Source organism: Vibrio sp. 1CM24A, from assembly GCF_023161725.1.
In the GTDB taxonomy this organism is placed as follows: Bacteria; Pseudomonadota; Gammaproteobacteria; order Enterobacterales; family Vibrionaceae; genus Vibrio; species Vibrio coralliirubri.
The window spans coordinates 696,218-714,059 of sequence record NZ_JALNTS010000002.1; the positions used below are offsets into that span (position 1 = coordinate 696,218).

The 17,842-nt window shown below is 44.0% G+C and carries 18 protein-coding genes; 9 read left to right on the forward strand and 9 right to left on the reverse strand.

The window, feature by feature from the left end:
- The first annotated feature begins 106 nt into the window (after positions 1 to 106).
- Together MSG38_RS07160 and MSG38_RS07165 are read left to right on the forward strand one after the other, a co-directional pair.
- Positions 107 to 484 carry a hypothetical protein gene (locus tag MSG38_RS07160; RefSeq protein WP_248401403.1) on the forward strand — a complete coding sequence of 126 codons (378 nt, stop codon included), beginning with the start codon at positions 107 to 109 and terminating at the stop codon, positions 482 to 484.
- 177 nt (positions 485 to 661) lie between these two features.
- Positions 662 to 1,804 (forward strand): GGDEF domain-containing protein, encoded by a 1,143-nt coding sequence (locus MSG38_RS07165; RefSeq protein WP_248401404.1) that lies wholly within the window; start codon positions 662 to 664, stop codon positions 1,802 to 1,804.
- Positions 1,805 to 1,961: 157 nt separating this feature from the next.
- On the opposite strand, the gene MSG38_RS07170 is transcribed toward MSG38_RS07165, so the two are convergent.
- Both MSG38_RS07170 and MSG38_RS07175 read right to left on the reverse strand, forming a co-directional pair.
- Entirely contained in the window at positions 1,962 to 2,708 is a 747-nt protein-coding gene (locus tag MSG38_RS07170) for a nuclear transport factor 2 family protein (RefSeq protein ID WP_248401405.1), read from the reverse strand.
- Between the two features lie 201 nt (positions 2,709 to 2,909).
- A complete protein-coding gene (locus MSG38_RS07175) occupies positions 2,910 to 3,410 on the reverse strand; it encodes a nuclear transport factor 2 family protein (protein ID WP_048609116.1) in 501 nt (166 codons plus the stop codon).
- 164 nt (positions 3,411 to 3,574) lie between these two features.
- On the opposite strand from MSG38_RS07175, the gene MSG38_RS07180 reads away from it, so the two are divergent.
- Entirely contained in the window at positions 3,575 to 4,459 is an 885-nt protein-coding gene (locus MSG38_RS07180) for a LysR family transcriptional regulator (RefSeq protein WP_248401406.1), read from the forward strand.
- Here the strand turns inward: MSG38_RS07180 and MSG38_RS07185 are convergent.
- Entirely contained in the window at positions 4,456 to 5,478 is a 1,023-nt protein-coding gene (locus MSG38_RS07185) for a DUF2955 domain-containing protein (RefSeq protein WP_248401408.1), read from the reverse strand. The two genes, MSG38_RS07180 and MSG38_RS07185, sit on opposite strands and share 4 nt — an antisense overlap.
- 12 nt (positions 5,479 to 5,490) lie before the next feature.
- Entirely contained in the window at positions 5,491 to 6,540 is a 1,050-nt protein-coding gene (locus MSG38_RS07190; RefSeq protein WP_248401410.1) for an HlyD family secretion protein, read from the reverse strand.
- Positions 6,541 to 6,947: 407 nt separating this feature from the next.
- Here MSG38_RS07190 and MSG38_RS07195 point away from each other — a divergent pair, with 407 nt between their 5' ends.
- Positions 6,948 to 7,190 (forward strand): hypothetical protein, encoded by a 243-nt coding sequence (locus tag MSG38_RS07195; protein WP_048611711.1) that lies wholly within the window; start codon positions 6,948 to 6,950, stop codon positions 7,188 to 7,190.
- Positions 7,191 to 7,327: 137 nt separating this feature from the next.
- Here MSG38_RS07195 and MSG38_RS07200 read toward each other — a convergent pair whose 3' ends face one another.
- The gene (locus tag MSG38_RS07200; protein ID WP_248401412.1) at positions 7,328 to 9,139 is read right to left on the reverse strand and encodes a PLP-dependent transferase; all 1,812 of its coding nucleotides are present in this window, start codon (positions 9,137 to 9,139) and stop codon (positions 7,328 to 7,330) included.
- Positions 9,140 to 9,281: 142 nt separating this feature from the next.
- Here MSG38_RS07200 and MSG38_RS07205 point away from each other — a divergent pair, with 142 nt between their 5' ends.
- Positions 9,282 to 9,737 carry an Lrp/AsnC family transcriptional regulator gene (locus MSG38_RS07205; protein WP_248401413.1) on the forward strand — a complete coding sequence of 152 codons (456 nt, stop codon included), beginning with the start codon at positions 9,282 to 9,284 and terminating at the stop codon, positions 9,735 to 9,737.
- An 11-nt stretch (positions 9,738 to 9,748) separates the two neighbouring features.
- Here the strand turns inward: MSG38_RS07205 and MSG38_RS07210 are convergent, their stop codons facing one another.
- Positions 9,749 to 10,375, reverse strand: coding sequence for a type II secretion system protein (locus MSG38_RS07210; protein WP_248401415.1), 627 nt, complete (start codon positions 10,373 to 10,375; stop codon positions 9,749 to 9,751).
- Positions 10,376 to 10,784: 409 nt separating this feature from the next.
- Between MSG38_RS07210 and MSG38_RS07215 the strand changes: the two genes are divergently transcribed.
- Both MSG38_RS07215 and MSG38_RS07220 read left to right on the forward strand, forming a co-directional pair.
- Complete coding sequence (locus tag MSG38_RS07215) at positions 10,785 to 11,693, forward strand: dienelactone hydrolase family protein (RefSeq protein WP_248401417.1); 909 nt, start codon at positions 10,785 to 10,787, stop codon at positions 11,691 to 11,693.
- Positions 11,694 to 12,005: 312 nt separating this feature from the next.
- Positions 12,006 to 12,917 (forward strand): hypothetical protein, encoded by a 912-nt coding sequence (locus MSG38_RS07220; RefSeq protein WP_248401418.1) that lies wholly within the window; start codon positions 12,006 to 12,008, stop codon positions 12,915 to 12,917.
- A 91-nt stretch (positions 12,918 to 13,008) separates the two neighbouring features.
- On the opposite strand, the gene MSG38_RS07225 is transcribed toward MSG38_RS07220, so the two are convergent.
- The gene (locus MSG38_RS07225) at positions 13,009 to 13,377 is read right to left on the reverse strand and encodes a hypothetical protein (protein WP_248401419.1); all 369 of its coding nucleotides are present in this window, start codon (positions 13,375 to 13,377) and stop codon (positions 13,009 to 13,011) included.
- Between the two features lie 15 nt (positions 13,378 to 13,392).
- Positions 13,393 to 14,265: a patatin-like phospholipase family protein gene (locus tag MSG38_RS07230; RefSeq protein ID WP_248401420.1), complete on the reverse strand. Its 873-nt coding sequence runs from the start codon at positions 14,263 to 14,265 to the stop codon at positions 13,393 to 13,395.
- Positions 14,266 to 14,800: 535 nt separating this feature from the next.
- On the opposite strand from MSG38_RS07230, the gene MSG38_RS07235 reads away from it, so the two are divergent.
- Positions 14,801 to 16,309 carry a DUF3360 domain-containing protein gene (locus tag MSG38_RS07235; RefSeq protein ID WP_248401422.1) on the forward strand — a complete coding sequence of 503 codons (1,509 nt, stop codon included), beginning with the start codon at positions 14,801 to 14,803 and terminating at the stop codon, positions 16,307 to 16,309.
- Between the two features lie 97 nt (positions 16,310 to 16,406).
- Here MSG38_RS07235 and MSG38_RS07240 read toward each other — a convergent pair whose 3' ends face one another.
- Positions 16,407 to 16,745 carry a hypothetical protein gene (locus MSG38_RS07240; protein ID WP_048617429.1) on the reverse strand — a complete coding sequence of 113 codons (339 nt, stop codon included), beginning with the start codon at positions 16,743 to 16,745 and terminating at the stop codon, positions 16,407 to 16,409.
- A 636-nt stretch (positions 16,746 to 17,381) separates the two neighbouring features.
- Here MSG38_RS07240 and MSG38_RS07245 point away from each other — a divergent pair.
- Entirely contained in the window at positions 17,382 to 17,639 is a 258-nt protein-coding gene (locus MSG38_RS07245; RefSeq protein ID WP_048609136.1) for a hypothetical protein, read from the forward strand.
- Positions 17,640 to 17,842 lie beyond the last annotated feature (203 nt).

Genomic DNA, 17,842 nt, shown 5'->3' on the forward strand with positions numbered 1-17,842 from the left:
TCATGATTCTCAAACTAGCTTTCCTGCCTAGAGCGCTGTTATGCCTTTGCGAGATGATCTTGGTCTATTCTTATCTTTTAGACGACTGAGTTCCGAGGCTTTGAGCATGAATAAACTGTTTTTAATCTTATTGGTTTTTATTTTGTCCGGATGCGGAACAAGTGATAGTGAGTTGATTGAGAGTGGTTACAACACCTCTTACATACAAGGTTTTCACGATGGTAGGCATAGCGGTATGCAAGAAAGCGGTAATAGCTTCGAAAGCTACATAAAAGATGGAAAGCGTTTTGAATCAGACAGTGACTACAAGCAAGGCTGGATCGCGGGTGAGTCTGAGGGGAAAAAACTACAAGCAGAAGCAACAGCGATCGGTAAAGGTGCCGCTGCTAGTTATCCTCAAAAATCGACAACGACGGATTTAGATGACATAGCAAAAGACACCTTAAAAGGCGTCGATACATCGGGCTTGGAGAATTTAAAATAAAAGTATAACAAAGGACTCTGGGATAGCTCGTACCTTGCCCGACACTTACCAATGCACCTGAGCATAAATTGATCTGCATCAGCATATGGTTTAATAATGATTAACTACTAAACATTCATAATACAAATTGCGTAATACTGAATTGAGAGAGTTCATTTTTACGTTGTTGGTGATTTCATGGATGTACACACCTTAGCTATATATACCTCTTTGTTAGCAGCCACGGTGGCGAGTGCTATGTTGTTAACTCATAAATATATACTCGCAGGCACCACGTTAGGGGTGAATTACATTGCTTATGCTGCTTTGCTGTTAGGAGCCAGTGTTACCCCACTTTCGTTCGGCGTTACTCAATCTTCAGAATCTATTGTTTTTCTTTCCAATGGTGCATACGCAACGGCTTTTGGTTTGTTACTCGTCGGTATAACCGTGTTACGAGGAGCAAGTCGATCTTTTCTCGTAATATCAATCATCATTAGCTCCCTTGGCATTAGCTTCTTTCTTTATAGCGCCCTAATTGCGCCTTCTGTTACTTCTAGGATCGAGGCACGAAGTATTCTCGTTGTGACAATATGTATCTTAGCCCTCTGTGCAAACTATTCCGGGGAAAAACACGATAACAGAGAAGCAAAGTGCCTGTTGAACCTGACCCTGTTCATCAACATTCTCTATATGGCAATTAGGGGCGTACTTGCTCATACCAAAGGAACGAATTCAAACTATTACCTGATATCAGATATTCATAAATTGTCTTTCGTTATCATGACAATCACAATTATTAGCCTCGCATTTTCAGTATTTTGGATCTTAACTGATCGTTTATTAAAGCAAACCTATCGTTCATCAATTACTGATGAACAAACAGGCCTTTATAACCGTAGAGGCTTAGCAGAGCTGATACCCAAGCTTGTTCAACCAGGCCGAGAGAGTGACATTTCTGTACTGATGGCCGACCTCGATCACTTCAAAAAAATTAATGATTCCTATGGTCATGACAAGGGAGATGATGTGATTAAGCACTTTGGTCAAATTCTTGAAGATACATGCCGAACAAGCGATTTCTGCTTTCGCTATGGTGGAGAAGAGTTTGTGGTCATGTTACCTAGAGCGAATAAAACTCAAGCAATGCAAATCGCTGAAAGAATAAGAAACCACGCAAAACACAACTCCAATCAAGAGCTCTCTTCTGGCACTTATACTGTCAGCATTGGAGTGACTCAAGCTCTCATAAACGATGACTGGAATTCATTAATTAAAAGAGCGGATAACGCCCTCTATGACGCAAAATCTCAAGGGCGCGATTGCATTGTTGAGCGTTAAGCCGAGTTGTAAAACAATGTAAATATTCTTCCATCGCAAAACATGTTGGCTAAGATTTAACAAGTTAAACACACACAACAAGTAAGGTTAGCAAGGATGCGCATTTTTCGGTTTGTTTTAGCGATAGCGTTATTGGCGTAACCCCCTTAAAGCGACTCTAGAACTTTCCGCCATTTACCCATTCTGCTTTTGGTGGCACGGGCTCTTGGTTTACCCATATCTCTTTAATTTGACTTCCCTCAACTCGGAATAGATCAAAACGCGCAACCTCGAGACCATGTTCAATAACTCGGCTGTAAGCTGCTACGAAGTTACCTTGACCGACAATCTTGAACACTTGGTCATAGCTACCAATATAGCTATCTAAAGGGCTCACATCTGAGGCTTGATAAACGGCTAGCTCTTCGTGCTGGAGATACTTTGATAACTTGTCTTTCTGCCCTAGTACCATGACATCACATAAAAAATCACGGATAAGGTTCTTATTCTCTTCTGTTTTATCTAAGTCAGTATGATTGATTGGCCCTTGCAGTCGACCTTCCCCTTCCGTCGGTTGAGCTTCGAAGGCAGAGATTACATCCCAATGTTCAATAATTTTATCGTCATTATCGGTATCGAATAGATCCGTAGTCACCCACTTATATTCGCCATTATTAATATCTTGGAATGCTTGAACAAACACGAATTGGCCATCGACGATTGAGCGTATGATCTTTATGTCTCTAACAGGACAGCGTTTTAAGAACGGTTCGAAGAACTCAACAAAACCATCAATACCATTGCGTACCCCAGTGCTATGTTGAGTATAACGTTGACCGGTGTACTTCGTTACCGCCTCTAATGCATGACCATCGCGGATACCTTCCAAATACAGATTAGTCGCATTTGCTAGCTTATTGCTCATAATAGTTGCTCCAAACTTAATAGTGCCAAAGTACGTTATTTGGCTCGTTCGCTGAAAACCCTGATGAAGATGGTTTCAGGTGTCCTTTTAACTACCGGATTGTTGAATCGGCTCGACCATCGCGTCGCTATTCAAAACCAAGTTAAGCTCGATATACGTCTACAGCATATCGAGCCTTTACTACCTAATTGGTCACTGTGGTTACTGTTTGGCGTGATAAGCTTTAGATACTGCGTAGCTATCCTCAAGCCAGTTCCAACTCTTCACTTTGCCATCTTCAACCTGAACTCGAACCGCCCAGCTGAATTTACCCGTGTCTACACCAGATTCATTCGCAATGGCACTCATGCTGCCCATGAATACTGCTTGGTCGCCGTTTACAAAACTATAGTCTGTTGACCAGCTTGTGACTTTCAAACCTGCGCCAAATAGAGGAAAGAAAGTGTTGAGCACTTTTTCTTTTGACTCCCAATTACCGATCCAAGGGATGTCGGCGTCACCTTCGTTGTGCCACACAAAGTCATCAGCCATTAATGACTCGAGTTTTTCCATATCACCAGAGCCTGCCGCCCATAAGAATGCTTGAGCCGTTTCTAGTGTCTTCGCTGAATCGACTGCTTTTGTTTCATCTGCAAGGGCTGGAGTGAGTTGAAAGAAAGCCAGAAGACTCGCTAGACCGATAAGTAGATTTTTCTTTAACATATTCTTTCTCCTGATTGTCAATTTTGAAGCTCAATGCGTGGGGGATTAGAAGTGCCATCTGTGCATGCTTTGAACTTCAGTTCTGTTTGTTGCCTTGTTGAGATAACTATAGCTGTGCTAAATTTTTGGTAAACTCACTAATTGAACACGTTGGATATGCGCAAATGCACAACATAAGATGGGATGACCTGCAATATGTTCTAACAGTGGCGAATGAAGGATCCCTGTCGGCCGCGGCAAGAGCACTTGGTGTAAACCACAGCACCGTTTTACGTCGTATTGACGCCTTTGAGTATCGTCACAAATTACGAATTTTCCATAAACTTCCTACCGGATACAAACTAACGGTTGAAGGACAAAAGCTTCTGGAGTCAGCTCTCGCTATCGAATCCACAGTAAGAGAATTGGAACACAAGATTTTTGGACAGGAATTGAAGCTAGAAGGCACGCTAAGAATAACGACGACCGATGCCTTATCTCGCCTCATTCTGGGTACTCATTTGGCTGCTTTTCATCGGCTTTATCCAAAAATTCAGTTAGAACTCAGCCTCACATCTCGTCAATTGGATATTTCACACCTAGATGCAGATATCGCGATTCGCCCGGCAAATGAGTTGCCAGCCCATTTGGTTGGGACCAAGTTAAGTAAAATTGCCTTTGGTGTTTACGGATCGCCTGAATATATAAATGGCCTTAAGAGTAAGCACCCCTTAAAGTCTGCATCTTGGTTAATGATGCATAGAGGCAGTGCTTCGCTACAGGTTTCTGAACTGATTTCGGAAGACAAAATTGTCATGAAAGCCGACTCTTTTGAGCCCCTGATCATCGCGGCTGAAAATCAGATGGGGTTAGCCTACTTACCCTGCTTTTTAGGTAACAGTAAGGGAACTCTGCACAGAGTAGATATGGAAGTGATGCACCAAAATACAGACCTATGGATGATGACTCATAAAGATTTAGAAGATTCAGCCAGAGTTAGAGCATTTTTTAATTTTATGAAAGGCGCAATCAAATCAGACCATAATCGGTTGGCCGGATTTGATTATTAGCGAACGAGTACTGGCTCTTCACCATTAGGCTTACGAACAAAATGACACAAAGCCCACAGCACAAACAAAGTCACAGTCAGCTCCCAAGCGCGTAGGAAGGTACTTTCCAACCCTAAATTGCTACTGGTCATGTACAACTGAATCGGCAGCATGGTCGCCAATAACGCATCAGCATGAACGTCCCTGGCTGAACCTTTCGCTTTGGCCATTGATGCGGTGATCATAAAGGCAAATAAACCCAACACTATGGTGTAGTAACCAAATGTAGATTGATGTCCTGCCATCAACAAGGTGAACACCACGGCTACTGCACAGCCGCCTACTTGAGTTTGAAAACGGCGGTCAACCACGTCGATAAAGCTTTTGTGTGTGGTTTGGGTTGCAGCAGCAATCACTGGCACCATGCAGAACGTTGCTGAGATGATGTCAACGATCATCAAGAATGCCAAACCGAGACCAATCAACGCGAGTGAAATGGCTCTGCTCTCAAATGTGACTGGCTGTTCTTTAAATACAGGAGGCTTACTTCCTTGCTCAACAGGGAACAAAGCCACCATGGTTTTTGCTACTACCATGGTAATCAACATGGATACCAAAATTTCATGAATACGCATCGGCATATCCATGGTGGAGTGCTGAGCAAACACCACAATCAAAATCCAGTTGAAGGTTGGCATCAACATTTTACCTTTCTTCGCTGGCGTAGTGGCTCTACGACGCATAAAGTCGAAGAAGAACAGACTAATGGTCCACACCACAAACGGATGCAGTGAAAATTCCTCGGTCACCACCAACGCTGTACTTGCTGCCAATAAAGTGGGTGCCAAGGTACGGATCAGGCCAAGCCAAGAGTAATCTTTGTTCTTGGTCATAATGATGGTTGGATACAACGCCAGATAAACGGGAGAGTCTAGGTTTAGTAGCTTTCCCAACACCATACAAATCGTCACTGTAAGTGCGACGCGCAGCGCTTCATTACGTTGAGACTGACCCTGTGCAGTGTTTTCGAATGTCCACATCGTCATCTCCTACTAGTAGATGTAGCGAAATGTTGAAACCAAGTGAATCCAAGCCGAGCCAATAACGTGCATTATTGGATTACCGCTTTCAACAATCACACTCGCGCGTGAACCTGAGATCATCGAAGGATCCAGTTCGTTAACAGCAATGCGGGTACGTACTTTCTGTTGCTCACGGGTCCAACGCGTATCATTGGTCACGCTAGACAGTTTGCCATTGGCGTTATTGGTGTCGTAAATCGCACGCTCTTGGCTACTCACTTCACCCGTAAAGACTTTGCCCGGTAGCGCATCAAAAGAGACCAAAACTTCGCAGCCATTAGTAAGCTTATCAATGCCTTTCTCATTAAAGTCCGCACTGATCCACGCATGAGCTTCGTCCACCAGCAGCAATGATGACGTACCTTGAGTGATATAACTGCCCGATTGCAATTGTAAGTTGGTCACGACACCTTCCGTTTGCGCGACGACTTGAGTGTGGCCTAAATCCAGTTCCGCACTAGCAAGTTTTGCTTCTGCTAATTCAATGGCCGCTGTGCGGTCTTGGGTCGATAACTCAACCTCAATACGTTTCACTTCCGCGTTCGCAGCTTCAACCGCACTACTCGCAACTTGTGTATTGGTGATTGCGTCATCAAGATCTTGTTCCGTCGCGAGCCCTTTGTTACGCAGTTTTTGGTTACGTGCGAGTTTCTGTTTCGCATTGTGGTATTCAAACTCTCGTTGGCTTTGTGTTTGTTTCGCTGCTGCTAATTGCTGCCATTTCGCCGAGTCAGAATCACGCGCTTGATGCAGTTCGGCTTTCGCTTGTGCCACTTTCAATTGGTAGCTACTGGCATCGATAGCAAATAATGGCTGACCTTTTTCAACCAACTCGCCATTACTAACCATGACGTCGGTAATTACGCCGGACACTTCTGGCGCAATGGTCGCTACGTTCCGATACAAAGTCGCTTGAGTGGTGAAAGGGGAAACATTATCTGAGGTGACTAAAAAAGCGGAGAACAATGCTGCAGCTGAAAAAACAGTGTAAATCGCGTATCTATAAAAATTTTCGTTCATGCTTGTGCCTAGTTTTCATTCATTATGACGCGCCGCGCTCACGGCTTATTCGATTCTCTTTTCTACGAAAACTAGGTTATAACCATTCACAATTGGAAAATATAACCAATAAAAGAAGTGTGGATTCCATATTTGGAAAGGTTGATAATTTGTACCGATTTCGCTCAATGGTTGAGCGAAAAGGTCAGATAGGGATGTATTGAAGCGTTAGAATTCCGTTCCTCCCCTTCCCTTCCCTACGAGCAATAAGAGATTGAAGAAGTAAGCCGCACCCAGTTACATTCCATTGGATTGCTTAATTTGAACTAGCTTCTTATGGTTAAAATGCCTATTGTACAAACCATAAAATTATAAAGACTTGCGGCCTTTGCCACAGAGACTCTCCATTTAAAGCGAAAAGACTTACTATGAATTTTGATATCAATGCACTGAAACACCACCAACTGGTCGAAGATGGTCAATTAGAAGGGTGTTACATTCATCAGCCTGTGCAAGGCAGTCAACCAGATGACAAAGCCGTTTTAGAAGAGCGCCAAGCGCTGGAAAGCCAAGGATATAAGGTGGTTCAGGTTAAAGCGAAAGGCGGAACAACTACGTTTGCCGAGGCTATGCAAGAGCTTGCGAAGAAGACAGGCCACCAGCCTAAATAGTAAGCGACTTAGTAAACCAATATGGTCACTTGGTTCTATATCGAGAAAGCACCCTACCGACTATTAAGTCAGCAGGGTGCTTTTTTATTGACTGCCTTTTGACTAACTGATTTTCCAACTTCCCTTACTGACCTAAGTTACTGAGTAAGCTGACTGAACTTAGGCAAGTTCTTTACAAACCTCTGATGTACATCCATATAAGTTTGCATATAGATCTCATCGATACTGTCACCACTAGGGAAACTCGATGAGAAGTCTGCGTGTTTGCGGTCAATCGACAATTTAGCGGCCTCGACAATATGAGCGATGAACATTCGAGGATCTTCCAAGCCGATAGAGATACGCATTGTGGTCGGTTTGATGCCTGCTTCATTTAACGCTTCATCACTGAGTTCTGAGTGCGTAGTCAGTGCTGGGCACAGCGCCACGGTATTGGTTTGCCCTAAGCTCACTTGCATGCCGATTGCTGGCTCAAGCATGTCGAAGAACTGTTTAAAGCCATCTCGATTAATTGGCACACGGTCGCCGTTACCTTCCATATCAATAGTGAAAAGCGCCGCTGGCAATCCCAAGTACATGTTGTTCTGGCAGTGTTCATAGTTATCACTATCCGGCAAAGCTGGACACGACACATTGATGTCTGGATGAGCATCGAAGATCTTCGCGAGAGTCAGTGTATTAATGGTTTTCTGCACCACGCGCATCTCATAAGTTTTCATGCCGTTAAGCACTTCAAACGCTTTGTCTGCATCTAAGAATGCGCCTTTAATGTAGTACACATTCCAAAACAGGGTTTCGTTCCATGGGATTTTGGCCTCATCACCGTTGGGCTTGGTGAAAGTGACCTCCTCTCCTTTTGGCACAAACATAGTCTCATTGCGACCAATCACAACCCCAGCAGTTGTGGTGCCAGAACCCGCCAGTTCTTTGGTGTAGGAGTGAATCACATAGTCTGGCCTTTCCATCACATCATCACGTTTGAGTACTGGATGTAATAAAGGCGTGCCCACTGTCGAGTCAACAATCACATCCCAACCACGAGAGTGACCAGCTTTACTGATGCTAGCAACATCTAACACGTATCCATGCGGGTTACACGGTGACTCTAGGTAAACGTAGATTTTCTTACCCGCAGCGATGCGGTCTGCGTATTTATCGGCAACTTCATCAAGGCGCGTCGCAAACTCATCCCCGGAGTAACCATCGACCCACTCTACCGCGACATTAAGGTTCGACGGCTTGCCAAACCAATCTTCCAACAGTTGGTAAGAACCGCCGTAGATATTGCGTGAAGCTAAGACTATATCTTCATGTCCAAGTAAATGGCTCAACAACCCATCAATAGCCGCCATCCCCGAGTTAAAGTTCCATGCGAGGTACTCATTGGCTCTAGATCCTGCCTCAATATCAACCATGTGGTTTGCCAGTGAGATCGATGTTGGGTTAAGCAGTCGAGAGTAGATATCGTGCAGCGGCTCCTTACCATTGAACGCGTCTTCAATCCATTCTGTACACGCAAACAAATAGGTCGCGGTGCGCGTAATAACCGGGCTGGCAGAGAAAATAGCGGCAACATTATCGAAGATGGGATACGCCCCTTTTGAGGCAAAATTACCATTGTTGGTGGCAATAGACTGGTAAGTGGCGCGCATTGGGTTTTGCAGATTATCGAGGATCTTCGCGATCTGGAATGACAAAAACCGTTTGGCGTTAAACCAAGCGATTCGGTCACTCTTATCGAGCTCTGAAAGTCCATCAACCGTCAATGCCCAAAGGTCGTGAGTCTTGGTATTGGCTTGGTACAGTGTCGTAGCCAGTTCAATCAGCGTGACGCCGTAATCACTGTTTGGGTCGATACCAAAATGCTTGGCTTGCTCAATGGCAAGGGCTTCTGCTTGTTCGTGTTTGGTGGTTTTGCGCAGCGGGCTAAGTTGAGTTGAAGTATTCATAGTTCCTAAATCATTCCATGCTGGTTGTTCCTCCTTTAATTTTAGTTTTACGCTGATGTTAAAAATTGCTATTTGCGAAGTAAGACATACACTTTGAGCAATAATATTGCCAAATAAACTTAAATATTGATGGGATATGCCAATGGATGAGATCGACAAGAAAATACTGGCTGAACTGCAAAACAACGCACGACTGTCTAATCAAGAGTTGGCCGATCGCGTGGCACTGTCGCCCTCTCCTTGCTTACGTCGAGTTCGCTCATTAGAGAAACAAGGGATCATTCGTGGCTATCACGCCAGTGTCGACCAGGAAGCGTGTGGCCTGCCGGTTAATGTGTTTGTGTTGGTGAAACTTGAAAAGCCGACTGAAGAGAACATGCGAGACTTTGAGCTGCACATTGAAGTAATTGATGAAGTGTTAGAGTGCTTTTTGATGACAGGCAATCACGACTACCTATTGCATGTCGTCAGTGAATCACTCAAAAGCTACGAGCAGTTTATCCGTAAACAACTAACCCGCCTGCCCAATATCGCTTCTATTGAATCCAGCTTCGCGTTTGGTCAGGTAAAAACTAAGACCAAGTTACCTGTAAGGTAATTAGAAACGACTTAATTTGGCTGTGCTGATGGCATTGGATAGTCATCTCCAATCATACAGATAAGTGCGCCGCCAAAAGCTTTGTCGTAACGTATTTTTCCTGTCGCATCTGAGCTTTCTATACTCGAACTGCCGTCTACAATCTGATTAATTTCTTGTGCGACTTTTGTTGGTACCAACCTGATACAAGCCGCAACAGAACAAGTTGATGACGACGATTCGCAACCCGTCTCGGAGCTTCCTCGTACCCAAAGACTATCCTTTTCCTTAAGCAGTAATTGCGTTGCTATGTAATCTGGGTGGTCGATGTACTGATCGCCACCTATCCATGTATCTTCATAAGGTAGGTACGGCCCTTTCCATGTTGATAAGCCCGGATTTTCGATTAAGTGATTGATGTTTAAGTAGCCGAAGTTCGTATCGGTATCGGAAGTAATCGGAGGCAAAGAACCATTATCACGAGAATATTGCTCAGCAGCATCCAAAACCGTATTAAGTTGCCCGATTAGAAATTTTGCCTCGTCGACACGGGACATACGGTTCCCGAACTGGTTGTAGATAAAAAAAGCGGCAATGAGCATCAATAAGCCAAACGTTACAAGTTTCCATTTTTTTATCTGACGCAAAAGTTTCAACATCTATTTTTATCTCTCATCAAGAAGGTTCTGATAACGCTAAGGCGGCCCCTAATGCCAAGATTATACCAGAGTAAAATCAAGCGTTTTGCATTGAAACGTACTTGTCCATATCTGTGGAAAAGAAGCCTAGTTCTGATGTGCCCAACTTAGAGCTAGAACCTCCCTAAAAACAAACTATCATCACACCCTACTTCACTGACTTAACCCTCAAATCAACCTTGTATTGAATCCCTCCGTAAAACAAACCAAAGCGATGGGAATCGATTCGAAGTGATCGTTTTATCTGACTGTCATCTAATTTTTGTACTTTGATATAACAAATAGCTCAAAAGAATTTGAGCGATCGTTCAATTATATTAAATTTTCCACTATAGTTGATTGGTCAAACAACTCACAACAAGGAAAAGTTATGAATCCAAATACCGAATCTCAATCAACGCCGACTCGATCTATCCCTCAAGAAGCATTTGATTGGTACGACGAATATGCACACGGCCTGATTGATCGCAGAGAGTTTATGGCTCGTCTATCTGGGCTCGCAGTGCTTGGCTTAACCATGACGACGCTAACTTCTGCATTGATTCCTAATTATGCGCAGGCAGAGCAAGTTTCTTTCAATGATCCTTCCATCAAAGCAACTTACGAGAAGTTTCCCTCACCTAAAGGACACGGCGAAGGCTATGGTTACTTGGTTGTACCCAAAGAGTTAGAGGGCAATGCGCCTGTTGTATTGGTCATTCATGAAAATAGAGGCCTCAATCCATACATAAAGGATGTGGCAAGACGACTCGCAGCTTCGGGGTTTATTGCGTTTGCACCTGATGCACTCTATTCGCTTGGCGGGTATCCAGGTAATGATGATGAAGGTCGAACAATGCAGAAGTCGCTATCAAGAGAGAAAATCGAAGAAGACTTTATCGCTGCTGCAAACTTCTTGAAGTCCCATGAAAAAAGTAACGGCAAGCTAGGCGCAGTCGGTTTCTGCTTCGGTGGCTATATCGTAAATATGTTAGCAGCTGTCATGCCAGAACAACTCGATGCGGGCGTTCCGTTCTATGGTACTCCTGCCGCACCAGATTTGAGAAAGAACGTTAAAGGCCCCTTGCTGATCCAATTTGCGGGAATCGATAAACGCGTGAACGCAACTTGGCCAGACTATGAAGCCGAACTCAAAGAGAACGAAGCAGACTACACCGCTTACATCTATGACGGCGTGAACCATGGCTTCCATAACGATTCAACTGGCCGCCATGCTGAAGAAGAAGCAGAGTTAGCTTGGAAACGTACACTTGAGTTCTTTAACCAAAAGCTTTCTTAATAGGCAATAGAGTAATTTGATCTGTTGTGGAATCTAAATTTACATTGTGAAGTTATCTTGAAGGTGTTACTAATTTCTCCTATGAACAGAATTGACCTAAATGCAAAAACCACCACTACCACCATGAGGTTACTCAGGGGGTAGGCTTTTGCGTCGTCAAAAAAACCTCTGAGTGAGTCATCGCCAGAGGTTTTTTTGTATCTAGGCTTTGTATTTCACTCAGAACAAATAAGAGATGTTCGTTCTACGCGAATTAAATTGAACTTCAGCTATTAATTATAGATAGAAGTGGTAACTCAGTTAGGAGAAGACATGCAACCTAAAGATAATAAAGAACAAGTAAGCCCAGTTTCATCTCGGTTTGAAGAAACTGCTGTATTACCTGGCTCGGCACAAATAACACCGATTCTTGTTTATGGTAAGCGTCGTATTAAAAAAGAAAAACTTGGCGAATTTAAAAGTGCATTTCAAGCTTTCTCCAAATCAGCTTACGAAGAAAACCCAGACATAAAAGCAATCTTTGCCTTTCCTGATAAAGAAGATCCTTTAGCATACTGGCATATTTTATGGATACGAAGTGCCCGAGCGTTTAACGATTACTTGTCTCGCCCTACTCAAGGAGAACCCTTGTGGGATACGTATGATTTCTCCTCTGAAAGCCCAGACACTTTAGCTGTGTATGGCGGGTGGGATGAAGAGACAAGAACGAAAACTCTAGCTGTTTCAGGCGTACGCTACGAATTTAAGAATAGTATTGCAGGCTTCATGAAACCTGATGGCGGTAGAGAAGAAGGTCCTCCGTTATTTGGGTTTACTACGCGTTATGTAAAACCTGGCCGAATACAGAATCTAGGCACTTCATTCCAGACCGTATGTGACATGTGGTTCCAAAAGATTCCAGGTATCTTGATGGCTGCTGTCTTCCCAGATGAAAACACACCTAATTTGGTTCACGACTTGAGAATATTTGCCAACCATAGCTCTTACTTAGCGCATGTCGACAAGTCTGACAATTTGCTAACGGAAGCAATGGCAGTGTGGTTTGAAAATTACGACACCAGCATCCCATTTTCAGGACAACTTTATGCCGCGAACACAAAGGATGAAGCTCTCCATACAAGTTCGATTAAATCGAGTTCCACGCCCAGAGCCCAACTTGAGACATTCCATTTCGGCGAAGATGGTATGTTGGGGCAAATGCCGAATATGACTCGAAATGACTAACAACGGACTCAGTATCTATCGAGCTACTCTAGTTCATAAAGGCCTCGCACACGCGAGGCCTTAGTTTTTTCTCTCTAGCAACAAATATAAGCTAGAAACTACTATAAGAATGTGGAACGCGATTTTCTTCATCCCAGCCTGATAGCTCAATATTGATCAATGATTTGCGCTTCTCATTACACAATGAAGCGATATTGATGATAGGCAGTTGGCTACGAAACTGCGCGGTGAGTATCACCTTTTTACTTTCACTAAGGCTGCTTCGACATTGCGACAAAATCGCCTCAGTATCTCGCTGGTGTGCGTTCTCGATAATTTGGATATCAGCATTCTCTAGATAGCAGTCTATCAACCAAGATACAGCTGGCACTTCGATGCTGGTAAGCACGATGACATCTTTTGTTGCCATAAGCTCGTGGAGTTCAAGCTCTTTGAGTTCAGTTTCCATAGTTACCCTCATTCAGCTGCAAATACATTAAAGTCGGTTGCCCAGTTTAGCCTGTGCCAAATGGTAGCCTCTGTCTATCATCTCTTGTGAACGATCAAACTCTAAAGTGCCACAGGCATTGCGTGGGAGTTCGAGCGTAATATCGGCGGGATAAGCGGCCAGTTTTTGGCGAGCAATGGTCGATTGCATCGCATCAAAGGCTTGGTTAGCAATGTCGTAGGCCGAAAAATTGAAGCTCATTTTACTTTTTACGCTGCTACCGAGATTATCGATAAAATGAACAACCTTCTCGTGGAGGTTGCTCTCTTTCGTTGGTAGAGAAACAGGTATAATTTCCTGTTGAAGCATTTCAGGTTCACCCCCTAAGTTCACAGCCAGTGTAAAGTCTGTGTTGTCGCCGAAGGTAGGCGCAATTGGTACGGGATTGAGTACTCCGCCATCAATGAGTTCTTCGCCATTGACGACATGAGGAGTAAAGAACAGTGGCAAAGAGATAGAGGCACGAATGGCATCAAACAGAGAACCTGATTGAAGCCAAACCTCTTTTTCATCGGCGACGTTAGCGGCAACGGCGGTATAAGAGATAGGCAGATCTTCAATTGAAATCTCGCCGATCAGTCCACGCAGTGTGTCGATGATCTTATCCCCTTTGAACATACCACTCGATTGCCATGAAAAGTCCAACAACATCGCCATGTCCCCTTGGTCGATACTGGTGACCCACTCTTCAAATTCATCCAACTTGCCCGCAGCGTAGACACCACCGATAAGTGCGCCAATTGAACAGCCAGAGATGGATTTGATCTGATAGCCATGCTCAATTAACCAACGGATCACTCCAACGTGAACCAAGCCTCTTGCGCCACCACTGCCAAGTACCAATGAGATCGTTTTTGCCATCGTATCAATCCTTTAATTCATTAGCTCTTCAAAGCTTTAGGCAAAAATTATATCACCTCGTATAACTGTACGCAGTGTAATGCTTTGAAAAGACCTAAAGCCGCTGGTGACGATCGTCAGTTTGGGATAGTAAAAATTATCTTGTAGCGTATACCTTGGTCTCAGACGACTGAACAACGTTGAAGGGTGTTTCACCATCCCCCCCCAAAAACGCCAGAAAGCACTGATTGGTGGACGTTATCTGCCGCTTTAGCACCAAGTATTTCTTATTGGATATTCGTTTATTACCAATAAAGCTCATCACCTACAAATAAACAGACACATACTATCTACCGAGTCTAATACTCGTCGGCTTGCTCTACGACTAATGTCTAACCGACTGACTCTATTTGTTTTTTTTGGTTTGGTATAAGGTACTAACAACTAAATGTTAATGAATCTTTAATTATAAGTTGACGCATTGTTTGCACTTCTGCGTGAGTAAACAACGTTTGTTGGAATAACACACCTTAGAGTGTGAACGAAAGGAATCAAAATGAGCACTACTTTAGAGTCCGCACATATACGAACAGAGAAGCCTCAAGCCAATGAGGATGAACTCACCTATGAACAACAACATAAACCAAGCTCAGAGTTTGAATCCCGAGAACAGTATCTAGAACACGAATTGCAAATCATGTCGCCTAAGCGCTGGCGTCCAAATTTGCCGTTTAAAGATTATCGATTTGAGATTGAAGACACCATCCCAGCGATGGCGGCGACCATTGGTAAAGTGGTTATGGTGGGCGCGATTGCAGCCACCTTTGCTGGAGCTCTCGGGTTAAATGAAGATTTTATTCTAGAGAACGTTCGATACGAACTCCTTATTGCCTCTGTCTTCATCATCCTTTTCTCTGGTTTTCTACTACCAACGGCCAACCTCGCAGGTACACACGGTCCACTCATTCCATTGATTCCGATTGTGGTTGCGGCTGGCGGTCACCCAATGGCGTTTGGCCTGTTGATTGGCGCGTTTGGCCTGCTGTTAGCCATCAGTAAAGGCGGCAGTATGTTGGCTAACCTCACCAGTAAAGGCGTTTGTGGTGGCTTGCTACTCTACCTTGGCTTTGTAGGAACCGCTTCTCAGGTAAAAAAACTGTTCGCTTGGGCTGAAGGCATCGGCATGAGCCATATCGCTTTTGTTGTGATCTTTTGCACCATTATTCTGTACGCGCTATTGGAGCACTTCCGTAAGCGTTGGTTAGCGGTACCTCTTAGCTGCTTGCTGGGTGGTACGATTGCATTTGCCATGGGTGCCCCATTCGCTTTTCACACTGAGCCAGGCTTACCTAACATGAACCCTATGTATTGGTGGGGAGAAGATACCGGTTGGATGCTAGGTCTACCGACGATTGAGCACTTCATGGTGGTATTGCCATTTGCGATTCTAGCAGTAGCGATGTGGTCTCCAGATTTCTTAGGACATCAAGTATTTCAAAAGATCAGCTACCCAGAGCGTACTGAAAAAGTACACATGAACATTGACGACACCATGACTACAGCGTCTATTCGTCAAACGTTTGGGTCTCTGCTTGGTGGTACTAACTTTACGTCTTCATGGGGGACTTACATCGTACCAGCGGCGATTGCTAAACGCCCTATTCCTGCTGGCGCTTTGCTAACGGCTCTGTTCTGTATCATCGCCGCAGTTTGGGGCTACCCGATGGATTTAGCTATCTGGCAACCTGTACTGTGTGTCGCGCTGATTGTTGGGGTATTTGTGCCATTGCTAGAAGCTGGAATGGAAATGACGCGTGAAGGAAAAACCACACAGTCGGCAGCGATTGTTGTATTTTCTTCAGCGCTCGTTAACCCTGCATTTGGTTGGGCTCTCACCATGCTGTTGGACAACTTAGGCTTAGTTGGCTGTAAAGAACGCAGTAGCGAACTAAGCAAGATGAGCCGTTGGGTATTGCCAGGCATTATGTTTATTGTGCTAACAAGTGTGATGGCGTTGGTTGGCCTTCTACCAGGGATTCCAGCGATTATCCCAAGCTTTCGTTAAGCTAGATTAATCGTTAACTTCGCTAGAAATACAAAGGCCTCGAACATGCGAGGCCTTAGTTTTTCTATCAAGGGTTAATAGCCCTACTTCACTGGCTTTAATTCATTCGGGTAATGAAGGTTTGCTCGTCATCGACAAAAGCCACATAGTCGCCGTGATAGATGAAAACGCGCCCACGCCCTTCAACGATACACGCAAGCTGCGGGTTCAAATCTTCTTCAAGATCCTTACTTTGGTACGTGCCAGTATCTGTGATCACGCCGCGGAGTGTCGGCAAAAAACCACAGCTGCGCTTAGCTTGATCAATCAGGCTTAATTCACTGCTAATAGAGAAGTAAGACGGGATAGGGCCAGCATCTTCGATAAACATCGGTTTCAGTTCTTCAAAAGCTGTAATCACCAGCCAGTCGATGCCGTTCACATGATGGATAAACATTGTTTATAAATACCTAGATTCTCGATAGTTCTGATGCGGGGATTCTATCACTATCAAGTGTAGAGCGTGGGAGAAATTGAGTTTCACTTGGAACACAAGAAGTCCCAGTAATCGCGAGCCCTCAGTGTTCTATCGAACCGTTACAGTTAACCCATCAACGACAGCGCGCTACTTCACTGGCTTCACCGATTTCGTCACGTTGTATTGAACGGTTCTAGGATCAAAAACTCCCCCTCTAGCTCCCCCTCAAATGGGGTTCACCTATATCTTTAGATTAACGTTCGAGGGGGAGAACATTCTTTGGTGCTGAACATACAGCTACATTGGCAACGAGCGGTGTTCAGTTCCTCCCCTTTCCCAGTGCCAACAATAGACTGGAGATGTAAACCAAGGGGAGGTTAGGAGGGGATTGTCACGTGCAACTACCCTATTTCACCAGCTTCAAAGCTATCATCAACGTTGGGTTGAACTGGTCTGATTGCTCTAGCTTTGGAAAATGGCTTGCCCCTTCAATGTAGAAAACACTGCAAACCCTGATGTGTTTTTTGTTCACTCCCGAGTCCGTCAACGTCAAAATATTCTTGCTAAAAAGGTAGAAAAGTTTATAGTATTTTTTAGCTAAACTTGAGAATCAATATGTCATTACAGAAAAAACAATCCAAAGTATCACTGAACATCAAAATCTCATCAGACTTAGATGTTCGTCTTAAACGAGCTAGAAAAGCAGCACGTGAACAGGGGTTGATGTTCAACGTATCTCAAGAAGTTGAAAAGTTTCTTGAGAAGGAAATAAAGAAAGTGGAACGCCAACTTTCAATCGATGAAGAGATTAAGAATAACCTCGAGGATCTTGGTGGGCTTGATATAGATAAAATGATGAAATCAATGGATTAATCAAAACACTAACATATTGATTAAACTTAATTTAAAAAATGACAAGGCGTGGAGATAATTATGGGCACAATAATCGGACTGTTAATTTTAGCCGGCATCACTGTATTCCTAAAGCGTCAAACGGGACTTCATTTGCATGAGTGGATTGCAAAGAAATATAAAGACTCTCAAGACAAAAAATAATGGACTCTATCAGTTTGACA